The sequence below is a fragment of the Pseudomonas sp. Irchel s3f19 genome, assembly GCF_900187555.1.
Classification (GTDB): Bacteria; Pseudomonadota; Gammaproteobacteria; order Pseudomonadales; family Pseudomonadaceae; genus Aquipseudomonas; species Aquipseudomonas capeferrum.
Genome location: NZ_FYDW01000002.1, coordinates 346,043 through 367,739 on the forward strand (window position 1 = coordinate 346,043; position 21,697 = coordinate 367,739).

Consider the following 21,697-nt stretch of genomic DNA (forward strand, 5'->3'; position numbering starts at 1 on the left):
GGAGCGGGCTTGCCCCGCGAAGAGGCCGGTACTGACAAACGAGGACGTCATGCCCGAACGCACCCCGCTCGACCCCGTCACCGCCCGCTGGATCCCGTGGGTAGTGGCCATCGCTTTCTTCATGCAGTCCCTGGACGGCACCATCCTCAACACCGCGCTGCCGGCCATGGCCCGCTCGCTGGAAGAGGACCCGCTGCGCATGCAAGGCGTGATCATCGCCTATATGCTCACCGTGGCCTTGCTGATACCCGCCTCCGGCTGGATCGCCGACCGCTTCGGCACCAAGCGCATCTTCTTCAGCGCCATCCTGTTGTTCAGCTTTGGCTCGCTGCTGTGCGCGGCCGCCAACAGCCTGGGCTTTCTGATCCTGGCGCGGGTCGTGCAGGGCCTGGGCGGCGCGCTGATGCTGCCGGTCGGGCGGCTGGTGGTGCTGCGCGCCTATCCACGCACCGAACTGGTGCGCATCATGAGTTTCATCACCATCCCCGGCCTGCTCGGCCCTCTGCTCGGCCCTACGGTCGGCGGCTGGCTGGTAGAGATCCTCAGCTGGCACTGGATCTTCCTGCTCAACCTGCCGGTGGGCGCCATCGGTTGTTATGCCGTGTGGAAGTTTATCCCCGACCTGCGCGGTGCCGAGCGCACCAGCTTCGATGGCCCGGGTTTTCTGCTGTTCGGCGCGGCGATGGTGCTGATCACCATCGCCATGGAAGGCTTGGGTGAGCTGCACTTGCCACACCTGCGGGTAATGTTGCTGCTGTTCGCCGGCATGGCCTGCCTGGCCGCGTACTGGCTGCGTGCCGGGCGCGACCCAGAGCCGCTGTTCTCACCCAGCCTGTTCCGTGTACGCACCTTTGCCATCGGCATCCTCGGCAACCTGTTCGCCCGCCTGGGCAGCGGTGCCCTGCCCTTCCTGGTGCCCTTGCTGTTGCAGGTGGCGCTAGGCTATTCGCCGGCCCAGGCCGGCATGAGCATGATCCCGCTGGCAGCGGCGGCGATGCTCGCCAAGTCCATCGCCCGGCCGCTGATCGAGCGCCTTGGCTACCGCATCATCCTCACCGGCAACACCCTGCTGCTGGGGCTGCTGCTGGCCAGCCTTGGGCTGATCGACGAACAGACCCCCTACGCCGTACTGCTGATACACCTGGGCCTGCTCGGCGCGGTCAACTCCATGCAGTTCACGGCCATGAACACGGTGACCCTGATCGACCTCGACGATGCCAGCGCCAGCAGCGGCAACAGCCTGCTGTCGGTGGTCGCCCAGCTGGCCCTTAGCCTGGGCGTGGCCTGCGCCGGGGCATTGCTCGGCGGCTTCACCGCCGCGGGCAGTGCCGAAGGCGTGGAAAGCACCTTGGGGGCGTTCCAGCTGACCTTCGTCACCATCGGCATCATGTCGATGCTGGCAGCGGCGATCTTCCTGCAACTGGCGCCGACAGACGGAAGGCGTGCCCGTCGTCCGGAACAACACATGGAGTCGTAGGGCGAATGGCCACGAGGCTGGTAGACTGTGCGGCATTTTTCGCTTCGCTACACAGGCCCGCCTCGTGACCACCGAAACCACCGCCTTTGCCACTCTGCCGCTGTCCGCCGCCATGCTGGCCAACCTGGACGCCCTCGGCTACGCCTCGATGACGCCGATCCAGGCCCAGAGCCTGCCGGTCATCCTCAGGGGCCAGGACCTGATCGCCCAGGCCAAGACCGGCAGCGGCAAGACCGCTGCGTTCGGCATCGGCCTGCTGAACCCGATCAACCCGCGTTACTTCGGTTGCCAGGCACTGGTGCTGTGCCCGACCCGCGAGCTCGCTGACCAGGTCGCCAAAGAGCTGCGCCGCCTGGCCCGTGCCGAGGACAACATCAAGATCCTGACCCTGTGCGGCGGCGTCTCGCTCGGCCCGCAGATTGCCTCGCTGGAGCACGGTGCGCACATCATCGTCGGCACCCCGGGGCGCATCCAGCAGCACCTGGAAAAGGGCACGCTGGTACTCGACGGGCTCAACACTCTGGTGCTGGACGAAGCCGACCGCATGCTCGACATGGGCTTCTTCGACGCCATCGCCAGCATCATCGGCAAGACCCCGGCGCGTCGCCAGACCCTGCTGTTCTCGGCCACCTACCCGGCCGGCATCGAGCAACTGGCCGCAGACTTCATGCGCAAGCCGCAGCAGGTCAAGGTCGAGAGCCTGCACACCGACAACCAGATCGAACAACGCTTCATCGAAATCGACGCGCAGCAGCGCCTGGATGCGGTGACCCGCGTGCTCGGCCACTACCGCCCGCAATCGTGCGTGGCGTTCTGCTTCACCAAGCAGCAGTGCGAAGACGTGGTCGCCCACCTCACCGCCAAAGGTATCGTCGCCCAGGCCCTGCACGGTGACCTCGAGCAGCGCGACCGCGACCAGGTGCTGGCGATGTTCGCCAACCGCAGCAGCTCGGTGCTGGTGGCGACCGACGTGGCCGCACGCGGCCTGGACATCGACGGCCTGGACATGGTGCTCAACGTCGAACTGGCGCGGGATGCCGAAATCCATGTGCACCGTGTCGGCCGCACCGGCCGTGCGGGTGAGAAAGGCGTTGCGGTCAGCCTGGTGGCCCCGGCCGAAGGGCATCGCGCCCAGGCCATCGAGGCACTGCAGAAGAGCCCGTTGCGCTGGGACCAGCTCGACAGCCTGAAAAACAAGGGCGGTGAGCCGCTGCTGCCGGTGATGAGCACCTTGTGCATCGCTGCCGGGCGCAAGGACAAGCTGCGCCCGGGTGACATCCTGGGTGCACTGACCGGTGATGCCGGCATCCCGGGCAAGCAGGTGGGCAAGATCGCCATCTTCGACTTCCAGGCCTTTGTGGCGGTGGAGCGAGCACTGGCCAAGCAGGCCATGCAGCGGCTGAACAGCGGCAAGATCAAGGGCCGCGTTCTGAAAGTTCGTATTCTCTGAAATCCTTTGGGGCCGCTTTGCGGCCCGTTCGCGACACAAGGCCGCTCCTACAGGGGCATGCATATCCCTGCCGCAGCCCAGCAATCTCCAAGAGGTACCCCGTGCATTCCACCGACGTGATCATCCTCGGCGCCGGCGCCGCCGGCCTGATGTGCGCCCAGCTCAGCGCCCGCCGTGGCCGCCGGGTGCTGCTGCTCGACCACGCTAACAAGCCAGGCAAGAAGATCCTCATGTCCGGCGGCGGGCGCTGCAACTTCACCAACATGTACACCGAGCCGGCCAACTTCCTCTCGCACAACGCGCATTTCTGCAAGTCGGCCCTGGCCCGCTACACCCAGTGGGACTTCATCGAGCTGGTGGCCAAGCACGGTGTGCCCTACCACGAGAAAAAGCTCGGCCAGCTGTTCTGCGACAACAAGGCCAGCGACATCCTCAACATGCTGCTGGCCGAGTGCGACGAAGCCGGTGCCGAGTTACGCATGGACACCAGCATCTCGCACATCGAAAAGACCGAAACCGGCTACCTGCTGCAGACCAGTGCCGGGCAGTTCGCCTGCCAGTCGCTGGTGATCGCCACCGGCGGCCTGTCGATCCCGACCCTGGGCGCCAGCGGTTTCGGCTACCAGGTGGCTCGCCAGTTCGGCCACACCCTGCTGCCGACCCGCGCCGGGCTGGTGCCCTTCACCATCACCGAGCCCCAACTCAAGGCACTGTGCACAGAACTGTCGGGTACCTCGCTGGACTGCACCGCCAGCTGCAACGGCACCCATTTCCGCGAAAACCTGCTGTTTACCCACCGCGGCCTGAGTGGCCCGGCGATCCTGCAGATTTCTTCGTTCTGGGAGGCGGGCGACACGGGGGAGATCAACCTGCTGCCCGACCGTGACGCCCTGACCTGGCTGCAACAGCAGCAGGCCGAGCGCGCCAATGCAGAACTCAAGACCGTGCTCGGCGAGGTGTTCACCCGCAAGCTGGCCAACCTCTTGGCCGAGCAGTGGTTCGAATCGAAGCCGATGAAGCAGTACACCCCAGCCGAACTGGCGCAGATCGCCGACAAACTGGCGGCCTGGCAGGTCGTACCTGCCGGCACCGAGGGGTATCGCACCGCCGAAGTGACCCTAGGCGGCGTGGATACCCGCGAGGTGTCGTCCAAGACCATGGAGTCGCTCAAGAGCCCAGGGTTGTACTTCATTGGCGAGGTGCTGGATGTGACCGGCCACCTGGGCGGGTTCAATTTCCAGTGGGCGTGGGCATCGGCTAACGCAGCGGCACAGTTCGTGTAGAGTAGAATCCATTCAGCAGCACGGAACGCTTCTTGCTGGTCCGTGCGGCAATGTATTCATTCGATCACAGCCCAAGGCCATCATGTCATCGAGCTCGTTCCGTCAGTCACTGCGTCGCCTGTGGGGCCAAGACAAGTTCAGCTATAGCATCCGGGTAACGGTCGCCCTCACCGGCAGCATGGCCTTGTGCTGGTACCAGGATGAAATGGCCCTGCTGATCCCGTTGTTCCTGGGCATCATCGCCAGCGCACTGGCCGAGACCGACGACAGTTGGCAGGGCCGTCTCAGTGCCCTGGCCGTGACCCTGGTGTGCTTTGCCATCGCTGCCCTGGCCGTGGAGCTGCTGTTCCCCTACCCGTGGGTGTTCGCCATTGCCCTGGCCCTGGCGGCGTTCGGCCTGACCATGCTGGGCGCCTTGGGCGAGCGCTATGGCGCAATCGCCTCGGCAACGCTGATCACGGCGGTGTACACCATGATCGGCGTGGACCAACGCGGCGGCCTGGTCACCGACTTCTGGCACGAGCCGATGCTGCTGGTGGCGGGCGCAGCCTGGTACGGCCTGCTGTCGGTGCTGTGGCAGGCGCTGTTCTCCAACCAGCCGGTACAGCAAAGCCTGGCCAAGCTGTTTTTCGAGCTGGGGCGCTACCTCAAGCTCAAGGCCAACCTGTTCGAACCGATCCGCCACCACGACCTGGAGGCCCGGCGCCTGGAGCTGGCCCAGCAAAACGGCAAGGTGGTCGCGGCGCTCAACGCCGCCAAGGAAATCATCCTGCACCGGGTCGGCAACAGCCAGCCAAATTCCAAGGTCAGCCGCTACCTGAAGCTGTACTTCCTGGCCCAGGACATCCACGAGCGGGTGAGCGCCTCGCACTACCCCTACAACGCACTGGCCGAAGCGTTCTTCCACAGCGACGTGATGTTCCGCTGCCAGCGCCTGCTGCGCCATCAAGGCTCGGCCTGCCAAGACCTGGCGCGCTCGATCCGCATGCGTCAGCCGTTTGTCCTCGACAGCCGATTTGCCGACACCCTGGAAGACCTCAACGCCTCCTTGGAGCACCTGCGCAACCAGAACAACCCAGCCTGGCGCAGCCTGCTGCGCTCGCTGCGGGCCCTGGCGGCCAACCTGGCCACCCTGGACCGCCTGCTGGGTGCCGCCAGCAACCCGGACAGCCTGGCCGATGCCAGTGACAGCAGTCTGCTCGACCGTTCGCCACGCTCCCTGAAGGACGTCTGGAGCCGCCTGCGCACCCAGCTCACACCCACCTCGCTACTGTTCCGCCATGCCTTGCGCCTGCCCTTGGCACTGTCGATCGGCTACGGCATGGTGCACCTGATCCACCCCACCCAGGGCTACTGGATCATCCTCACCACACTGTTCGTCTGCCAACCCAACTACGGTGCCACCCGGCGCAAGCTGGTGCAGCGGATTTTCGGCACGGCCATCGGCCTGACGGTTGGCTGGGCGCTGTTCGACCTGTTCCCCAACCCGATCATCCAGTCGATGTTCGCCGTGGTCGCCGGGGTGGTGTTCTTCGTCAACCGGACTACCCGTTACACCCTGGCCACGGCGGCGATCACCTTGATGGTGCTGTTCTGCTTCAACCAGATCGGCGACGGCTACGGCCTGTTCCTGCCGCGCCTGTTCGATACCCTGGTGGGCAGCCTGATCGCCATTCTGGCGGTGTTCCTGTTCCTGCCCGACTGGCAAGGCCGGCGCCTGAACAAGGCGTTGGCCAACACCTTGGCCTGCGCCAGCGTGTACCTGCGCCAGATCATGCAGCAGTATGCCCATGGCAAGCGCGACGACCTCGCCTACCGCCTGGCTCGGCGCAACGCCCACAACGCCGATGCAGCGCTGTCCACCACGCTGGCGAACATGCTCATGGAGCCAGGGCACTTCCGTAAGGAGGCGGACGTCGGCTTCCGCTTCCTGGTGTTGTCGCACACCCTGCTCAGCTACCTCTCGGGGCTGGGCGCGCACCGTGATACCGCCCTGCCGGCGGAGGTTCAGGAGCAATTGATCGAGGGCGCCGGGCAAAGCCTGGCCAACAGCCTGGACGAAATCGCCAACGGCCTGGCAGCGCGGCTACCGGTCGCCATCCACAGTGATGCCGAAGAGGCGCTGGCCAACGACCTGGAGCAGATGCCGGAAGAGCTGGATGAACATCAGCGGCTGGTGCAGACCCAACTGGCGCTGATCTGCCGGCAACTGGCACCGTTGCGCACGCTGGCGGCGCACCTGGTCAAGGAAAGCCCTACGGGCTGAGTGCTTTGTGGCCTGGGTCAAAAACCATGCTGGCGCAGCAGGCGCGCATAGCTGCCATCCGCCTTCATCGCCGCTATCGCCTGCTCGAAACGTTCGACGATCTGCTGGTGCTGGGGGTGCTTAAGGCTGACCAGAATATGCAGGCTGTTCTCCCCCAGAGGCGGCTCGACCATCTCCACGCCATCGCGCACCGCCTGCGGTTCACGTTGCAGGTTGTAACGGGCCACGTATTCATCCTCCACCGCCAGGTTCACCCGGCCGGCCGCCAGCATGCGCACGGCCGACGAGAAGTTGCGCACCGCTACCTTGTGCAAGCGGGTGTCGCTGTCGAACTCGGGTGAATAGGCATAATCGCGCACCACGGCGATGCTGTAGGGGTACAAGTCGGACGGCTGCTGGTAGGCGAAGGCCTCACCCTTGCGTTTGAGCAGGTGAATCTTGTTGTTCAGATAAGCGTTGGAAAAATGCCCGATGCGTGTACGTGAGTCGTTGTACCAGGCATTGATCAACACGTCGTAGCGCCCTTCGCTGACGCCCATCAAGGCCCGTGCCCATGGCGCCTCCTCAAACCCGCTGGCGTAGCCGGCCCGGGTCAGTGCCGTGGTAACGATGCTGGTCGCCAAACCGCCGCCCGGCATGCTTGCATCGGTGAACGGTGGCCATTTGTCTGCCACCAGCCGCAGCTTGTCTTCACCCAGGGCTGGCGCAGCCAGCAGGGCTGCCAGCAATCCCAGAACACCAAGCAGTGGCCGCATGCTCAAGTCCTTTTGCAATGGAGGGCGCACACTGTGTAGGCGGCCTTTGCCGCGACTGCGGATGAGAGTACACAAAGCCGTGGCTCACGGCAGCGGGCAATAGTGTCATTTTGCCTCTATTTTGGCCGAGACACGCAGGCAATGCCCTGCAGCAATCATCCACTCGTCCACAGCCACAGGATTTGCGATGATCGACGGCCCATTCAAGGAGTTCGCCAATGTCTATCGACTGGCTCTGCAAGCACCACACCGACCTGAGCAAGGACCAGCTCTACGCCATCCTGCAATTGCGCACCGAAGTGTTCGTGGTCGAGCAGCGCTGCAGTTACCAGGAAGTCGATGGCCAGGACCTGACCGGCGATACCCTGCACTTGATGGCGTGGCAGGACGACAAGCTGGTGGCCTACCTGCGCCTGCTTGACCCGCAATCCCAGGGGGGTGATGTGGTGATCGGGCGCGTGGTGACCTCACCGGCGGCGCGTGGGCTGAAGCTTGGGCATGCGTTGCTGCTGAAAGGGCTGGAGGCTGCCGAGCATTGCTGGCCGGGGACGCCGGTGTATCTGTCGGCGCAGGCGCATCTGCAAGGGTTTTACGCAGGGCATGGGTTCGAAGCGGTTGGCGAGCAATACCTGGAGGATGACATACCGCACATCGGCATGCGTAAGGGCTGAGAAAGCCGGGGGCGCTTTGCGCCCCCACAATCACCGATACCCCAGCACTTCTCGGATTTGCCGCAAATGCTGGATGATCCACTGCTTGTCGATCGCGCCCCAGTCATGAATGCGGTAGTGCCCGGCATGATTGCGCGCGCCCTCCTGCTGCTCGAACTCGCAGATGATATCCAGGTCGGCCAGGGCGGCGATGGTGTCCTGGGCGGTGCGCCGTGGCATGCCGGTGGCCTCCATCAGGGCCGGCACGCTGGTCGCAGTCTGGCTGTCGATCAGCCAGGCCACGTACAGGCGCCGGTAGAAGCTGCTCTTGGTCTTGCTCACTTCCATGCTGCGTGGTCCTTAACAGTTGCCCGGCAGCTCCCGATAGGTCAGGTAGACGCGCAGGTCGAATTCCAGTTGGTGGTAGTCCGGCTCCATGTGCTGACAGAGCTGGTAAAACGCCTTGCTATGGTCGCGCTCACGCAGGTGCGCCAACTCGTGCACCACGATCATGCGCAGAAACTGCGGCGCGGCCTCCTTGAACAAGGAGGCGATGCGGATTTCCTTCTTCGCCTTGAGCTTGCCACCCTGAACCCGCGATACCGCCGTGTTGAGCCCCAGGGCACGGTGGGTCAGGTCGAGGCGGTTGTCGAACAGCACCTTGTCCAGGCTGGGCGCGCTGCGCAGGTACTGCTGGCGCAAGTCCTGGGCATAACTGTACAACGCCTTGTCGCTCTGCACGTCGTGGCGGTCGGAGTAGCGACGCTGCAGGTAGTCCCCCAGGCGGTCGCTGTCGATCATCTGCCGTACCTGCTCCTGCAGGTGTGGCGGGTAGGCTTGCAAGTAACGTAATACGGTCATGGCACTGCATTCGGCGGGGCGAATGGCGATTCTAGCCAATCATGGCCGGGGCCAGGAGAAAATCGCCGGGAAGCCGCTGGCATCCGCCGCCGTCATCGGGTGTGCAACCAGAAACCCCTGCACGTAGGCACAGCCATTGGCCTTGAGCCAGTCGGCCTGGGCCGGGGTTTCCACGCCTTCGGCAATCACCGTGATGCGGTAGTCGGCGCACAAGCCAATCACACTGCGCACCAGCGCGGCGTCTACCGCAGAGCCCGGTAAGCGCGCAACCAGGTGGCGGTCGAGCTTGAGGGTGTCGATCGGCAAGTCACGCAGCATGCGCAACGAGCAGTCACCGGCGCCAAAATCATCCAGCGCCACCCGCACGCCCAGTTCGCGCAGCCGGTGTATCTGCTTCACGGCCGCGTCGATGTTGTACATCAACGACGTCTCTGCCACCTCGACCTCTAGCTGCGCCGGGTCCAGCTGGTAGTCCTGGATCACCCGCTGCAGCTCCTCGACCAGGCCCGGCATGACGAACTGGGCGCGGCTCAGGCTGATGCCCAGCACCAGCCCCTGGGCAAAACGTTCGCACCAGGCCTGGCGCTGGGCCGCGCCCTGGCGGTAGATCCAGCTGGCCAGGCGGTTGATCAGCCGCGCCTCTTCCAGCAAGGGGATGAACAGCCCCGGGGGCACATCGCCAACACTGGGGTGCTGCCAGCGCAGCAACGCCTCGAAACCGCGCAAGTGGCCGTCGGCGAAAGCCACCTGGGGCTGATACACCAGGCTGAAATCGTGCTGCTCGATAGCGGCGCGCACGCTGTCTTCGAGCATCAGCCGTGAGCGCGCCCGGCCGTTGAGTTCCTGGTCATAGAAGCGATACTGCTGACGCCCGGCCTGCTTGGCCGCATACATCGCCGCATCCGCAGCCCGCAACAGGCCTTCGACAGTTGCGCCACAGTCAGGAAAGGTGGCGATGCCAATGCTGACGCCAAGGCATACATCCAGCCCTTCTATCTGCTGGCTGATCGAAACGCGCTCGAGCAGTCGCTCGGCGTAACGCCCGGCCTGCTCGGGGTACGGCAGGCTGTCGAACAACGCCGTGAACTCGTCACCGCCCATCCGCGCCAATAACGCCTCGCTGCCCAGGCAGTCCTTGAGCTGTTCTGCCACCCAGCGCAGCACGCGATCGCCCGCCTCATGGCCCAATGAGTCGTTGATCCGCTTGAAGCCATCCAGATCCATGTACATCAGCGCCTGGGCCTTGTCCGAACGCTCGTTGCGCAGCAGCACGCCCTCGGCAGACTGATAGAAGCCGCGGCGGTTGAGCAGGCCGGTGAGTGGGTCGGTCACCGCCTGGTACTCAAGCTGTTGGTGCAGGTTGCGCACCACCGACATGTCCAGCACCGTCACCACCATCGCCTGCTGATCGGCTGGCAACGGCGCACAGGACAGCGCGACCGGCACCAGTTGGCCACCCAGGGTGCGCAACTGCGCATCGTGCACGCGAAAGATCTGCCGCCCCAGGTAGGCCTGGTTGAAGTCCGACTCGTTCCACAGATTGGCATTGGCCATCTGCACCAGGTCAAGCAACTGGGCGCCCTGCAATTGCTCCACCGCAGCGGCCAGCAAGCGTGAAATGGCCGGGTTGGCGAAACTGATGGTACCTGCGGCATTCACCACCAGAATGCCTTCGGCAGCGTTCTCCAGGATCGAGGCGTTGAATGCCCTCGCCGCTTCCAGCTCGCGGCTCAGGCGTTGCAGCATGCGCCGGTTACGCTGCTGGTCGAGCAGGGCCTGGACCTTGGGCTTGAGAATTTGCGGGTCGAACGGCTTGAACATGTAGTCCACGGCGCCACTGGCGTAACCCTTGAGCACAGCGGCATCGGACTGCTCGTTGGCGGTGAGGAAAATGATCGGGGTCAGCCGTGTACGCTGGCTGCCGCGCATTAGCCGGGCGACTTCGAAGCCGTCCATTTCCGGCATTTGTACATCCAGTAAAACCAGGTCGACGTCGTGCTCGAGCAAGGCGCTCAGGGCTTCTGTCCCTGAACTGGCAGTCAACACTTGCCAATCCTGCCGGGCCAGCAAGGCCCGCATGCTGATGAGATTTTCGGGGTAATCGTCTACTACCAGCAGAACCGAGCTGCCATCCACTGGCTGAGGTTGAGGGTGAGCGCCATCCATGCTGCTTCTCTATTTGTGACCGACTTCACATCGCGGTTGGATCCGATAACTACTCTAGACCCGAGTTTGTAACAAGCAATGCAATCAGAACGCTATCAGTGCCTAAACTGTACGGTAGCCGACTAACGGTTGCTCTGCCGTGAATATCTGCGCGCTTGAGCGCAGGCATAAAAAAACCCGCATCGCTGCGGGTTTTTTCAGTGCGGCCTGCGAATCAGTTGACCTTGGCGGCCAACTCACCTTTCAGGTAGCGCTGGTACATGCCGTCCAGGGAGATCGGTTTGATCTTGGAGGCATTGCCGGCAGTACCGAAGGCTTCGTAACGGGCGATGCACACGTCACGCATGGCCTTGACGGTTTCACCGAAGAACTTGCGCGGGTCGAACTCACTTGGGTTCTGCGCCATCAGGCGACGCATGGCACCGGTGGACGCCAGACGCAGGTCGGTGTCGATGTTGACCTTGCGCACGCCGTGCTTGATGCCTTCGACGATCTCTTCGACCGGTACACCGTAGGTCTCTTTGATGTCGCCGCCGTACTGGTTGATGATCGCCAGCCACTCTTGTGGCACCGAGGACGAACCGTGCATGACCAGGTGGGTGTTGGGGATGCGCTTGTGGATTTCCTTGATGCGGTCGATCGCCAACACGTCACCGGTAGGTGGCTTGGTGAACTTGTACGCACCGTGGCTGGTACCGATGGCGATGGCCAGGGCATCGACCTGGGTCTTCTTGACGAAGTCGGCCGCTTCTTCCGGGTCGGTCAGCATCTGGCTGTGGTCCAGCACGCCTTCGGCGCCGATACCGTCTTCTTCACCGGCCATGCCGGTTTCCAGCGAACCCAGGCAGCCCAGCTCGCCTTCTACCGAAACGCCACAGGCGTGTGCCATGGCAACGGTCTGCTGGGTAACGCGGACGTTGTACTCATAGTCGGTCGGGGTCTTGCCGTCTTCGCCCAGCGAGCCGTCCATCATCACCGAGCTGAAGCCCAGCTGGATCGAACGCTGGCACACGTCAGGGCTGGTGCCGTGGTCCTGGTGCATGCACACCGGGATGTGCGGGAACTCTTCGATGGCGGCCAGGATCAGGTGACGCAGGAAGGGCGCGCCGGCGTACTTGCGGGCACCGGCCGAAGCCTGGACGATCACGGGGGAATCGGTCTTGTCGGCCGCTTCCATGATGGCGCGCATCTGCTCGAGGTTGTTGACGTTGAAAGCTGGAACGCCGTAACCGAACTCGGCGGCGTGGTCCAGCATCTGGCGCATGCTAATGAGTGCCATTGTGTATCTCTCTCCCGACAAGCGTCGTTTGTTTCGTGCAAGCCTGCCGCAGGGGCGGTTGCTGTTCAAGTAGTGTGGGCCACCATGGCAGCCCGGCCAGTCACGGTGCCTTGCAGCCCCGCCCAATCAGATCGTTGGTTGCCACCCAGTACACCAGGCCTTCTTCGCCCTTGGTGTGGAAGGCCAGCACGCCATCGCTGTACATCGCGCCCGACGCGCTCGGCTCGGATTTGAGCCGGTAGACCTGGTCGCCGCCACCGAGGCGGACGTCGACCGAGTCCTGCTGCGGGTCAGCGAAGCGCCACAGCACCTCGGTCTGGCTGTCACAGACCCAACGGGTCCAGTCGTCTGCCGGGGCGGGTTGCGCCGGCTGCAGCAGTGAGCATCCTGCCAGTGTCGCCAGGGCCATCAAGGCCATCAGCGCTTTCATTACGTATCCTCTAGATGACCACACAACGGTCGCTTGGTTGCCTGCTCCGACGAAGCGCATCGGTTCAAGGGCAGCCTGGAGCCTTGCGCTGGTGGTCTTCGTCATACTTCTCCAGGCCTTCAGGGCCCACGCGCTTGTTGATGACCGGTACGGTTTCGGCCTGCCACTCGGACTGGTAGCAACCGCCCTTGGGCGGCTGCGCCGGGTCATCGTCCGAAGAGGGGCTGCCGGAGCAGGCGCTCAGCAGGCCGGCCAGGATCATCACAGGCAATTGCTTGACCATCAGGTCGCTCCCTTTGCCAGGCGCCGCCATTGTCAGGCTTTAGCCCGCTCTTCCAGGATCGCCACAGCCGGCAGTACCTTGCCCTCGACGAACTCGAGGAAGGCACCACCACCGGTAGAAATGTAGGAGATTTCCTTGCTGACGCCATATTTGTCGATCGCCGCGAGGGTGTCACCGCCACCGGCGATGGAGAACGCAGGGCTTTCGGCGATGGCCTTGGCCAGCACCTTGGTGCCATTGCCGAACTGGTCGAACTCGAACACGCCGACTGGGCCGTTCCACAGGATGGTCTTCGACGACTTCAGCAGCTCGGCGAAGTTGGCTGCAGTCTGTGGGCCGATGTCCAGGATCATGTCGTCAGCGGCAACGTCGGCGATAGCCTTGACGGTGGCTTCAGCGTTTTCGGCGAATTCCTTGGCGACCACCACGTCGACTGGCAGCGGTACGCTGACCTTGGCGGCGATGGCTTTTGCGGTGTCGAGCAGGTCAGGCTCATACAGCGACTTGCCCACAGGGTGACCAGCAGCGGCCAGGAAAGTGTTGGCAATACCGCCACCTACGATCAGTTGGTCGCAGACGCTGCTCAGGCTGTTCAGCACGTCCAGCTTGGTGGAAACCTTGGAGCCGGCAACGATGGCCGCCATTGGCTTGGCCGGGGCCTTCAGGGCCTTGCCCAGGGCGTCCAGCTCGGCAGCCAGCAGTGGGCCAGCGGCGGCAACCTTGGCGAACTTGGCCACGCCATGGGTCGAACCCTCGGCGCGGTGGGCAGTACCAAAGGCGTCCATCACGAACACGTCGCACAGGGCAGCGTATTGCTGCGCCAGTTCGTCGGCGTTCTTTTTCTCGCCCTTGTTGAAGCGCACGTTCTCGAACAGCACCAGGTCACCGGCCTTGACCTCGACACCGGCCAGGTAGTCGGCGACCAGCGGCACGTCGCGGCCCAGGGCCTTGCTCAGGTACTCGGCGACCGGCTTAAGGCTGTTTTCGGCCGAGAATTCACCTTCGGTAGGGCGGCCCAGGTGCGAGCAGACCATTACCGCCGCACCCTTCTCCAGGGCCAGCTTGATGGTCGGCAGCGCAGCCAGGATACGCGCGTCGCTGGTTACCACACCGTCCTTCACAGGCACGTTGAGGTCTTCGCGGATCAGTACGCGTTTACCTTGCAGGTCGAGGTCGGTCATCTTCAACACGGTCATGAATGCAGTCCTTCAGGGCTGTTTGTTGCGGGTTGGGTGAACGACGTGCAGAAAGTGTTCGGCGACGTCGAGCATACGGTTGGCGAACCCCCATTCGTTGTCGAACCAGGCCAGCAGGTTCACCAGGCGGGGGCCGGAAACACGGGTCTGGCTGGCATCGACGATCGCCGAATGCGGGTCGTGGTTGAAATCACAGCTGGCATGGGGCAGCTCGGTGTAGGCCAGCAATCCTTTGAGCGGGCCTTCCAGCGCTGCCTCGCGCAGCACCCGGTTGACCTCGGCGGCACTGGTGTCGCGGGCGGTCTGCAGGGTGATGTCCAGGCACGACACGTTGACGGTCGGCACGCGTACCGCTTTGGCCTGGATTCGCCCGGCAAGTTCCGGCAGCAACCGCTCGATGCCGCGTGCCAGCCCGGTGGACACCGGGATCACCGACTGAAACGCCGAACGCGTGCGGCGCAGGTCTTCGTGGTGGTAGGCGTCGATCACCGGCTGGTCGTTCATCGCCGAGTGGATGGTGGTGATCTGCACGTATTCGATGCCGAACGCCTGGTCCAGCACGCGCAACAGCGGCACGCCGCAGTTGGTGGTGCACGACGCGTTGGACACCAGGCGCTCGCTGCCGGTCAGGCACGCCTGGTTGATGCCGTAGACCACCGTGGCATCCACGTCCGCCTCGCTGGCCATGGGCTGCGAGAACAGCACGCGTGGCGCGCCGGCATCCAGAAAACGCTGGCCATCGGCGCGGGTGTTGTAAGCGCCGGAGCACTCCAGCACCAGGTCGATGCCCAGGGCGGCCCAGTCGATGCCTTCCGGGGTGGCACTGCGCATTACCTTCACGCAGTCACCATTGATATGCAGACAATCGCCGTCGACCTTCACCTCACCGGGGAAACGCCCGTGGGTGGAGTCGAAGCGTGTCAGGTATTCAAGGCTGGCCTGATCGGCCAGGTCGTTCAGCGCGACAATCTCGAAACCGGCCTTCGCCCCCCGCTCGAACAACGCGCGCAGGACACAGCGGCCGATGCGGCCATAACCGTTGAGTGCAACTTTGTAGGGACGCGGGTGGGACATAGGTAGCTCTTGAACTCCGGCGGTTGAACGGAGCCGCCATGCGGCCCATTCGCGGCACAAGGCCGCTCCCACAGGGTACTGCGGTTTATGCAGATCCTGTGGGAGCGGCCTTGTGCCGCGAATGAGGGCCTGCGGCCCTCACTTTGCCTGTATCAGTCTTCCAGCAGCTCTTCGGCGGTACCCAGGATGTTCTCCAGGGTGAAGCCGAACTCTTCGAACAGGGCAGAGGCCGGGGCCGACTCACCGTAGGTGGTCATGCCGATGATACGACCTTCCAGGCCGACGTACTTGTACCAGAAGTCGGCATGGGCAGCTTCGATGGCGATGCGCGCGCCCACTTCCAGTGGCAGTACCGACTGCTTGTAGGCAGCGTCCTGGGCATCGAACACGCTGGTGCACGGCATGGAGACCACGCGGACCTTGCGGCCCTGCTCGGTCAGCTTGTCGAAGGCCTGAACCGCCAGGCCCACTTCGGAACCGGTGGCAATCAGAATCAGCTCAGGCTCGCCAGCGCAGTCCTTGAGGATGTAGCCACCGCGGCTGATGTCGGCGATCTGCTGGGCGTCGCGGTCCTGGTGCTGCAGGTTCTGGCGCGAGAAGATCAGCGCCGATGGGCCGTCGTTGCGCTCCAGGGCGTTTTTCCAGGACACGGCCGCTTCGACCGCGTCGGCTGGGCGCCAGGTGTCCAGGTTCGGCGTGCTGCGCAGGCTGGTCAGCTGCTCGATCGGCTGGTGAGTCGGGCCGTCTTCGCCCAGGCCGATGGAGTCGTGGGTGTAGACGTGGATCACGCGCTGCTTCATCAGGGCCGACATGCGCACTGCATTGCGGGCGTATTCCATGAACATCAGGAAGGTCGCGCCGTAAGGCACCAGGCCGCCGTGCAGGGCAACGCCGTTCATGATCGCGGTCATGCCGAACTCGCGCACGCCGTAGTACACGTAGTTGCCGCTGGCGTCATGGGCTTCGACGCCCTTGCAGCCTTTCCACAGGGTCAAGTTGGAACCGGCCAGGTCAGCCGAGCCGCCGAGGAACTCAGGCAGCAGCGGGCCGAAAGCGTTCAGGGCATTCTGGCTGGCCTTGCGGCTGGCGATAGTCTCGCCTTTGGCAGCGACTTCATTGATGTAGGCCTGGGCCTTTTCCGAGAAGTCGGCCGGCAGCTCGCCGCTGTCACGGCGCTTGAACTCGGCAGCCAGCTCCGGATGCGCCTTGGCGTAGGCGTCGAAGCGCTGGTTCCACTCGGCCTCAGCCTTGGCACCGGCGGCCTTGGCGTCCCACTCGGCATAGATGTCGGCCGGGATTTCGAACGGGCCGTGGTTCCAGTTCAGTGCTTTGCGGGCCAGGGCGATTTCGTCGTTGCCCAGCGGGGCACCGTGGCAGTCTTCCTTGCCCTGCTTGTTCGGCGAGCCGAAGCCGATGATGGTCTTGCAGCAGATCAGGGTCGGCTGCTCGCTCTTGCGCGCGGTCTCGATCGCCATCTTGATTTCTTCGGCATCGTGGCCGTCGACGTTGCGGATCACCTGCCAGTTGTAGGCTTCGAAACGCTTGGGCGTGTCATCGGTGAACCAGCCTTCGACTTCACCGTCGATGGAGATGCCGTTGTCGTCGTAGAACGCGATCAGCTTGCCCAGGCCCAGGGTGCCAGCCAAAGCGGCGACTTCGTGGGAGATGCCTTCCATCATGCAGCCGTCGCCGAGGAACACGTAAGTGTTGTGGTCGACGATGTTGTGGCCGTCACGGTTGAACTGCGCGCCCAACACTTTCTCGGCCAGGGCAAAGCCCACGGCGTTGGCCAGGCCTTGGCCCAACGGGCCGGTGGTGGTCTCGACACCCGGGGTGTAGCCGTATTCCGGGTGGCCCGGGGTACGGCTGTGCAACTGGCGGAAGGCCTTGAGGTCGTCGATCGACAGGTCGTAGCCGGTCAGGTGCAGCAGCGAGTAGATCAGCATCGAGCCGTGGCCGTTGGACAGCACGAAGCGGTCACGGTCGGCGAAGCTCGGGTTGCTCGGGTTGTGCTTCAGATAGTCGCGCCAAAGCACTTCGGCGATATCCGCCATGCCCATAGGGGCACCTGGGTGGCCGCTGTTGGCCTTTTGCACGGCATCCATGCTGAGTGCACGAATGGCGTTGGCACGTTCACGACGGCTGGGCATCGCTGATCTCCTGGGGCTTGAATAAGTAGTGAAACGAAAAAAGGCGGCCATTTTCGCCCACTGGGGGGGCTGGGGGCAAACATTAAAGCTGCGAGCGGCAAGCTTTAAGCTGCAAGCGAAAGCAGACCCGCGCGCGGAACGCTCTATTCTTGCAGCTTGAGCCTTGCGGCTTGCAGCTCATCGCCAATATCAAAACTTTTTGATATTGGTCTTGCGGGGGCAACGATGCCTGTCTAGACTGCCGCCCCATGAACCTCCGTGCGCAATCGATCCCCGAGCGAAGCGACACACTGGCTGCCCTGTGCAAAGCCAGTGGCGATGCGCTGCGCCTGAATGTCTTGCGTGCGCTGGCCAGCGATTCGTTTGGCGTGCTGGAATTGGCGCAAATCTTCGACATCGGCCAGTCCGGCATGAGCCATCACCTCAAGGTACTGGCCCAGGCCGAGCTGGTGGCTACCCGCCGCGAAGGCAACGCCATCTTCTACCGCCGCGCCCTGCCCGACAGCCTGCGCCTTGGCGGGCGCCTGCACACGGCGCTGCTCGAGGAGGTCGACGACCTGACCTTGCCACCGGCGGTACAGGCACGTATCGCCCAGGTGCAGCAGCGCCGTGCGGCCACCAGCCAGGACTTCTTCCAGCGCGTGGAAGAAAAATTCCGCGCCCAGCAAGACCTGATCGCCGGCCTGCCGCAGTACCGCGAAAGCCTGCTGGCCATGCTCGACAAACTGAATTTTGGCCCGGCTGCCAGTGCACTGGAGGTAGGCCCCGGCGACGGCGGCTTCCTGCCGGACCTGGCGCGGCGCTTCGGCACGGTGACCGCGCTGGACAACAGCCCGACCATGCTCGAGCTGGCCCGCCAGGTCTGCCAGCGTGAAGGCCTGGACAATGTGAACCTGCAGTTGGCCGATGCACTGGATGCAACGGATGTGGCAGCCGACTGCGTTGTGCTGAACATGGTCCTGCACCATTTCAGCGACCCGGCCCTGGCCCTGCGCCTGCTGGCCAAACGGGTGAAAGCGGGCGGCAGCCTGCTGGTCACCGAACTGTGCAGCCATGACCAGGGGTGGGCGCGGGATGCCTGCGGCGACCTCTGGCTGGGCTTCGAACAGGACGACCTGGCCCGTTGGGCCAACGTTGCCGGGCTGGTCCCCGGGGACAGCCTCTACGTGGGCTTGCGTAACGGTTTCCAGATACAGGTCCGCCACTTTCAGCGGGCGACTGGCGACATACACCATCGGTAAATTTTAGGAACCCTTCGAGATGAGCGAATACTCCCTTTTCACCTCCGAGTCCGTGTCCGAAGGGCATCCGGACAAGATCGCCGACCAGATTTCGGACGCTGTCCTTGATGCCATCATCGCTCAGGACAAATACGCCCGCGTAGCCTGCGAAACCCTGGTCAAGACCGGTGTCGCCATCATCGCCGGCGAAGTGTCCACTTCCGCCTGGGTCGACCTCGAAGAGCTGGTACGCAAGGTCATCATCGACATCGGCTACAACAGCTCCGACGTCGGCTTCGACGGCGCCACCTGCGCCGTGATGAACATCATCGGCAAGCAGTCGGTAGACATCGCCCAAGGCGTCGACCGCTCCAAGCCGGAAGACCAGGGCGCTGGCGACCAGGGCCTGATGTTCGGCTACGCCAGCAACGAAACCGACGTGCTGATGCCGGCGCCGATCTGCTTCTCGCACCGCCTGGTCGAGCGCCAGGCCGAAGCGCGCAAGTCCAAGCTGCTGCCGTGGCTGCGCCCGGACGCCAAGTCGCAGGTCACCTGCCGCTACGAAAACGGCAAGGTGGTCGGTATCGATGCCGTCGTCCTGTCCACCCAGCACAACCCTGAGGTGTCGCAAAAAGACCTGCAGGAAGCGGTGATGGAGCTGATCGTCAAGCACACCCTGCCGGCCGAGCTGCTGCACAAGGGCACCCAGTACCACATCAACCCGACCGGCAACTTCATCATCGGTGGCCCGGTGGGTGACTGCGGCCTGACTGGCCGCAAGATCATCGTCGACTCCTACGGCGGCATGGCCCGTCACGGTGGTGGCGCGTTCTCCGGCAAGGACCCGTCCAAGGTCGACCGTTCGGCCGCCTATGCCGGCCGCTACGTGGCCAAGAACATCGTTGCTGCCGGCCTGGCCGAGCGCTGCGAGATCCAGGTGTCCTACGCCATCGGCGTGGCCCAGCCGACGTCCATCTCGATCAACACCTTCGGTACCGGCAAGGTCTCGGACGAGAAGATCGTACAGCTGGTGCGCGAGTGCTTCGACCTGCGCCCGTACGCCATCACCAAGATGCTCGACCTGCTGCACCCGATGTACCAGGAAACCGCTGCCTACGGCCACTTCGGCCGCACGCCACAGCAGAAGACTGTCGGCGACGACACCTTCACCACCTTCACCTGGGAGCGCACCGACCGCGCCCAGTCGCTGCGTGACGCTGCCGGGCTGTAATTTTCCTACAGCGGTAAACGAAAGCCCCTGCCGAGCGATCGGCAGGGGCTTTTGCTTTTCAGGTTTTCGCCGTGAGCGTTGTGACATATCGACTGACAACTGCTCACAGCAACCAGCGCGCTACCTGCCTAGGCTGAAGGCTCCTCCCGCCATGCAAGGATGCTGGCCATGTCGTTCATACTGCTATTTGCACTGCTGCTCTCACTGCAGGCCTCGCTGGCAAAGGCCGCCTCATGCCCCGACTGGCCCATGCAACAAGCCGAAACCGAAGTTGCCCACCTGCGCGACACACTTGCCCAATGGGATGACCACTACCACCGCCAGGGCATCGCGCTGGTGGCAGATGAGCTGTATGACCAAAGCCGACAACGCCTGCACCACTTGCAGCAATGTTTCGGCCTGCTGGCAGGACTTGCCCCCCTGGCGACGGCACGTGGCCCGGTTCCCCACCCCATCCCGCATACCGGCGTCGACAAGCTCGCCGACGAGCAGGCCGTTGGCCGCTGGATGGCTGGCAAGACGGGCCTGTGGATACAGCCCAAGGTCGATGGCGTGGCGGTCTCCGCTCGCTATCGGCAGGGGCAGCTGGTGCAGTTGCTGAGCCGCGGTGATGGGGTGCAAGGGCACGACTGGAGTCGCCATATCCCTCGGCTCGGCGCCATCACGCGGCAGCTGCCCCAAGCGCGCGACCTGGTGCTGCAAGGTGAGCTGTACCTGCGCCTGGACGCACATATCCAAGCCCAGGCTGGCAGCGCCAATGCGCGCGGGACCGTGGCCGGGCTGCTCGCCCGCAAGCAGTTCAGCGTGGAACAAGGGGCCGGCATCGGCCTGTTCGTCTGGGACTGGCCACAAGGCCCCGTTAGCCAGGCCGAACGGGTCTCGCAACTGGCGCAACTGGGCTTCCCCGACAGCCAGCGCTACAGCATCGCGATCGACTCCGCCACCCAAGCCGCGCACTGGCGCCAGCACTGGTACCGCTCACCCCTGCCCTTCGCCACCGATGGCGTGATTCTGCGCCAGGGTACGCGGCCGCCCGCCGAGCGCTGGCAGGCCAAGGCCCCTTACTGGCTCGCAGCCTGGAAACACCCTTACGCCCAAGCCCTGGCAGACGTGCGCGAAGTTAGCTTGCGGGTCGGCCGCACCGGGAGGATCACACCGGTGCTGCAGCTTCAACCGGTCAAACTGGACGACCGGCTGATCACCCAGGTAAGCCTGGGGTCACTGGCCCGCTGGCAGCACCTCGACATTGCTCCGGGTGACCAGGTGGCAATCAGCCTGGCAGGGCTGACCATCCCGCGTTTCGAGCGCGTGGTGCATCGCGCGGCCGTGCGCCAGCCGGTGGAGGTGCCGCCGCCAGGGCGCTATCACCCGCACAGTTGCTGGCACGCAGGCGATGGCTGCAACGAGCAGTTCATCGCACGGCTCACATGGCTCAGTGGCAAGCAGGGGCTGGCCATGCCACGCACCGGGCCGGGTACGTGGCGGCGCCTGGTCGATGCGGGGTTGGTTACCTCGACGACAGACTGGCTGCACCTCGATGCCCAGCGCCTGAGTGAGGTGCCAGGTATCAGCGAAGCGACGGCCGCACAGCTGGTGAACAGCTTCGAGGGCGCGCGGTCACAACCCTTGGCCCGATGGCTGCGGGCGCTTGGCGTACCCGCCCCCGGCGGCATGCAACTGGAAGGTGAGTGGGCCCAGCTATCCTTGCGTACTGCCGGTGACTGGCGAGCATTGCCGGGTATCGGCGCCGTACGCGCGCATCAGCTTGAGGCGTTTTTCATGGCCAACGAGGTTCGAGCCATCGCAGTGCGGTTGAACGAGGCCGGCGTCAACGCATTCCAATTCAGCGACAAAGCCCCCGCGCAATGAATTATTACCAAAATCCATGTAAGGAAAGTCTGAATATCGACCAGAAAAAACCAACAA

Annotated in this window: 18 protein-coding genes; 8 read left to right on the forward strand and 10 right to left on the reverse strand. The window is 64.0% G+C overall.

What is annotated here, in order from left to right; translation table 11 throughout:
* The first annotated feature begins 49 nt into the window (after positions 1–49).
* The 4 genes from mdtD to yccS all read left to right on the forward strand — a co-directional run bounded on the left by mdtD (position 50) and on the right by yccS (position 6,476).
* Positions 50–1,477: a multidrug transporter subunit MdtD gene (gene mdtD, locus CKW22_RS05510; protein ID WP_033701864.1), complete on the forward strand. Its 1,428-nt coding sequence runs from the start codon at positions 50–52 to the stop codon at positions 1,475–1,477.
* A gap of 112 nt (positions 1,478–1,589) precedes the next feature.
* A complete protein-coding gene (dbpA, locus tag CKW22_RS05515) occupies positions 1,590–2,927 on the forward strand; it encodes an ATP-dependent RNA helicase DbpA (RefSeq protein ID WP_236643895.1) in 1,338 nt (445 codons plus the stop codon).
* 101 nt (positions 2,928–3,028) lie between these two features.
* Positions 3,029–4,210 (forward strand): NAD(P)/FAD-dependent oxidoreductase, encoded by a 1,182-nt coding sequence (locus CKW22_RS05520; RefSeq protein WP_095063885.1) that lies wholly within the window; start codon positions 3,029–3,031, stop codon positions 4,208–4,210.
* A gap of 82 nt (positions 4,211–4,292) precedes the next feature.
* Complete coding sequence (yccS, locus tag CKW22_RS05525; RefSeq protein WP_033701868.1) at positions 4,293–6,476, forward strand: YccS family putative transporter; 2,184 nt, start codon at positions 4,293–4,295, stop codon at positions 6,474–6,476.
* Between the two features lie 17 nt (positions 6,477–6,493).
* Here yccS and CKW22_RS05530 read toward each other — a convergent pair whose 3' ends face one another.
* The gene (locus CKW22_RS05530; RefSeq protein WP_033701870.1) at positions 6,494–7,231 is read right to left on the reverse strand and encodes an ABC transporter substrate-binding protein; all 738 of its coding nucleotides are present in this window, start codon (positions 7,229–7,231) and stop codon (positions 6,494–6,496) included.
* A gap of 218 nt (positions 7,232–7,449) precedes the next feature.
* On the opposite strand from CKW22_RS05530, the gene CKW22_RS05535 reads away from it, so the two are divergent.
* The gene (locus CKW22_RS05535) at positions 7,450–7,902 is read left to right on the forward strand and encodes a GNAT family N-acetyltransferase (RefSeq protein WP_033701871.1); all 453 of its coding nucleotides are present in this window, start codon (positions 7,450–7,452) and stop codon (positions 7,900–7,902) included.
* Between the two features lie 30 nt (positions 7,903–7,932).
* Here CKW22_RS05535 and CKW22_RS05540 read toward each other — a convergent pair whose 3' ends face one another.
* The 9 genes from CKW22_RS05540 to tkt form a co-directional block, all read right to left on the reverse strand.
* Entirely contained in the window at positions 7,933–8,229 is a 297-nt protein-coding gene (locus CKW22_RS05540; RefSeq protein ID WP_033701873.1) for a helix-turn-helix domain-containing protein, read from the reverse strand.
* Between the two features lie 12 nt (positions 8,230–8,241).
* The gene (locus CKW22_RS05545; protein ID WP_050506143.1) at positions 8,242–8,742 is read right to left on the reverse strand and encodes a M48 family metallopeptidase; all 501 of its coding nucleotides are present in this window, start codon (positions 8,740–8,742) and stop codon (positions 8,242–8,244) included.
* 39 nt (positions 8,743–8,781) lie between these two features.
* Positions 8,782–10,908, reverse strand: a complete 2,127-nt coding sequence (locus CKW22_RS05550) for a bifunctional diguanylate cyclase/phosphodiesterase (protein WP_095063886.1) — start codon at positions 10,906–10,908, stop codon at positions 8,782–8,784.
* A gap of 214 nt (positions 10,909–11,122) precedes the next feature.
* On the reverse strand, positions 11,123–12,187 hold the full coding sequence (gene fba / locus CKW22_RS05555) for a class II fructose-bisphosphate aldolase (protein WP_033701878.1): 1,065 nt from the start codon (positions 12,185–12,187) through the stop codon (positions 11,123–11,125).
* Positions 12,188–12,287: 100 nt separating this feature from the next.
* Positions 12,288–12,617, reverse strand: a complete 330-nt coding sequence (locus CKW22_RS05560; protein WP_033701879.1) for an MliC family protein — start codon at positions 12,615–12,617, stop codon at positions 12,288–12,290.
* 64 nt (positions 12,618–12,681) lie between these two features.
* Positions 12,682–12,900 carry a hypothetical protein gene (locus CKW22_RS05565; RefSeq protein WP_033702581.1) on the reverse strand — a complete coding sequence of 73 codons (219 nt, stop codon included), beginning with the start codon at positions 12,898–12,900 and terminating at the stop codon, positions 12,682–12,684.
* 32 nt (positions 12,901–12,932) lie between these two features.
* Positions 12,933–14,096, reverse strand: a complete 1,164-nt coding sequence (locus tag CKW22_RS05570; protein ID WP_033701880.1) for a phosphoglycerate kinase — start codon at positions 14,094–14,096, stop codon at positions 12,933–12,935.
* A 12-nt stretch (positions 14,097–14,108) separates the two neighbouring features.
* A complete protein-coding gene (epd, locus tag CKW22_RS05575; protein ID WP_033701881.1) occupies positions 14,109–15,170 on the reverse strand; it encodes an erythrose-4-phosphate dehydrogenase in 1,062 nt (353 codons plus the stop codon).
* A 152-nt stretch (positions 15,171–15,322) separates the two neighbouring features.
* Positions 15,323–17,320 (reverse strand): transketolase, encoded by a 1,998-nt coding sequence (gene tkt, locus CKW22_RS05580; RefSeq protein ID WP_033701882.1) that lies wholly within the window; start codon positions 17,318–17,320, stop codon positions 15,323–15,325.
* Between the two features lie 248 nt (positions 17,321–17,568).
* Between tkt and CKW22_RS05585 the strand changes: the two genes are divergently transcribed.
* The 3 genes from CKW22_RS05585 to ligB all read left to right on the forward strand — a co-directional run bounded on the left by CKW22_RS05585 (position 17,569) and on the right by ligB (position 21,640).
* Positions 17,569–18,561, forward strand: coding sequence for a metalloregulator ArsR/SmtB family transcription factor (locus CKW22_RS05585; RefSeq protein ID WP_033701883.1), 993 nt, complete (start codon positions 17,569–17,571; stop codon positions 18,559–18,561).
* 19 nt (positions 18,562–18,580) lie between these two features.
* The gene (metK, locus tag CKW22_RS05590; RefSeq protein ID WP_033701884.1) at positions 18,581–19,771 is read left to right on the forward strand and encodes a methionine adenosyltransferase; all 1,191 of its coding nucleotides are present in this window, start codon (positions 18,581–18,583) and stop codon (positions 19,769–19,771) included.
* A gap of 168 nt (positions 19,772–19,939) precedes the next feature.
* Entirely contained in the window at positions 19,940–21,640 is a 1,701-nt protein-coding gene (ligB, locus tag CKW22_RS05595) for an NAD-dependent DNA ligase LigB (protein ID WP_095063887.1), read from the forward strand.
* Positions 21,641–21,697: the final 57 nt, after the last annotated feature.

Bases quoted from the DNA above. Each gene is read 5' to 3' on its own strand.
- fba (WP_033701878.1), bottom strand. From the start codon at position 12,187: ATGGCACTCATTAGCATGCGCCAGATGCTGGACCACGCCGCCGAGTTC.
- ligB (WP_095063887.1), top strand. From the start codon at position 19,940: ATGTCGTTCATACTGCTATTTGCACTGCTGCTCTCACTGCAGGCCTCG.
- CKW22_RS05530 (WP_033701870.1), bottom strand. From the start codon at position 7,231: ATGCGGCCACTGCTTGGTGTTCTGGGATTGCTGGCAGCCCTGCTGGCT.
- CKW22_RS05550 (WP_095063886.1), bottom strand. From the start codon at position 10,908: ATGGATGGCGCTCACCCTCAACCTCAGCCAGTGGATGGCAGCTCGGTT.
- yccS (WP_033701868.1), top strand. From the start codon at position 4,293: ATGTCATCGAGCTCGTTCCGTCAGTCACTGCGTCGCCTGTGGGGCCAA.
- epd (WP_033701881.1), bottom strand. From the start codon at position 15,170: ATGTCCCACCCGCGTCCCTACAAAGTTGCACTCAACGGTTATGGCCGC.
- CKW22_RS05545 (WP_050506143.1), bottom strand. From the start codon at position 8,742: ATGACCGTATTACGTTACTTGCAAGCCTACCCGCCACACCTGCAGGAG.
- CKW22_RS05565 (WP_033702581.1), bottom strand. From the start codon at position 12,900: ATGGTCAAGCAATTGCCTGTGATGATCCTGGCCGGCCTGCTGAGCGCC.
- CKW22_RS05560 (WP_033701879.1), bottom strand. From the start codon at position 12,617: ATGAAAGCGCTGATGGCCTTGATGGCCCTGGCGACACTGGCAGGATGC.
- CKW22_RS05535 (WP_033701871.1), top strand. From the start codon at position 7,450: ATGTCTATCGACTGGCTCTGCAAGCACCACACCGACCTGAGCAAGGAC.
- metK (WP_033701884.1), top strand. From the start codon at position 18,581: ATGAGCGAATACTCCCTTTTCACCTCCGAGTCCGTGTCCGAAGGGCAT.
- mdtD (WP_033701864.1), top strand. From the start codon at position 50: ATGCCCGAACGCACCCCGCTCGACCCCGTCACCGCCCGCTGGATCCCG.
- dbpA (WP_236643895.1), top strand. From the start codon at position 1,590: ATGCTGGCCAACCTGGACGCCCTCGGCTACGCCTCGATGACGCCGATC.
- CKW22_RS05540 (WP_033701873.1), bottom strand. From the start codon at position 8,229: ATGGAAGTGAGCAAGACCAAGAGCAGCTTCTACCGGCGCCTGTACGTG.
- tkt (WP_033701882.1), bottom strand. From the start codon at position 17,320: ATGCCCAGCCGTCGTGAACGTGCCAACGCCATTCGTGCACTCAGCATG.
- CKW22_RS05570 (WP_033701880.1), bottom strand. From the start codon at position 14,096: ATGACCGTGTTGAAGATGACCGACCTCGACCTGCAAGGTAAACGCGTA.
- CKW22_RS05585 (WP_033701883.1), top strand. From the start codon at position 17,569: ATGAACCTCCGTGCGCAATCGATCCCCGAGCGAAGCGACACACTGGCT.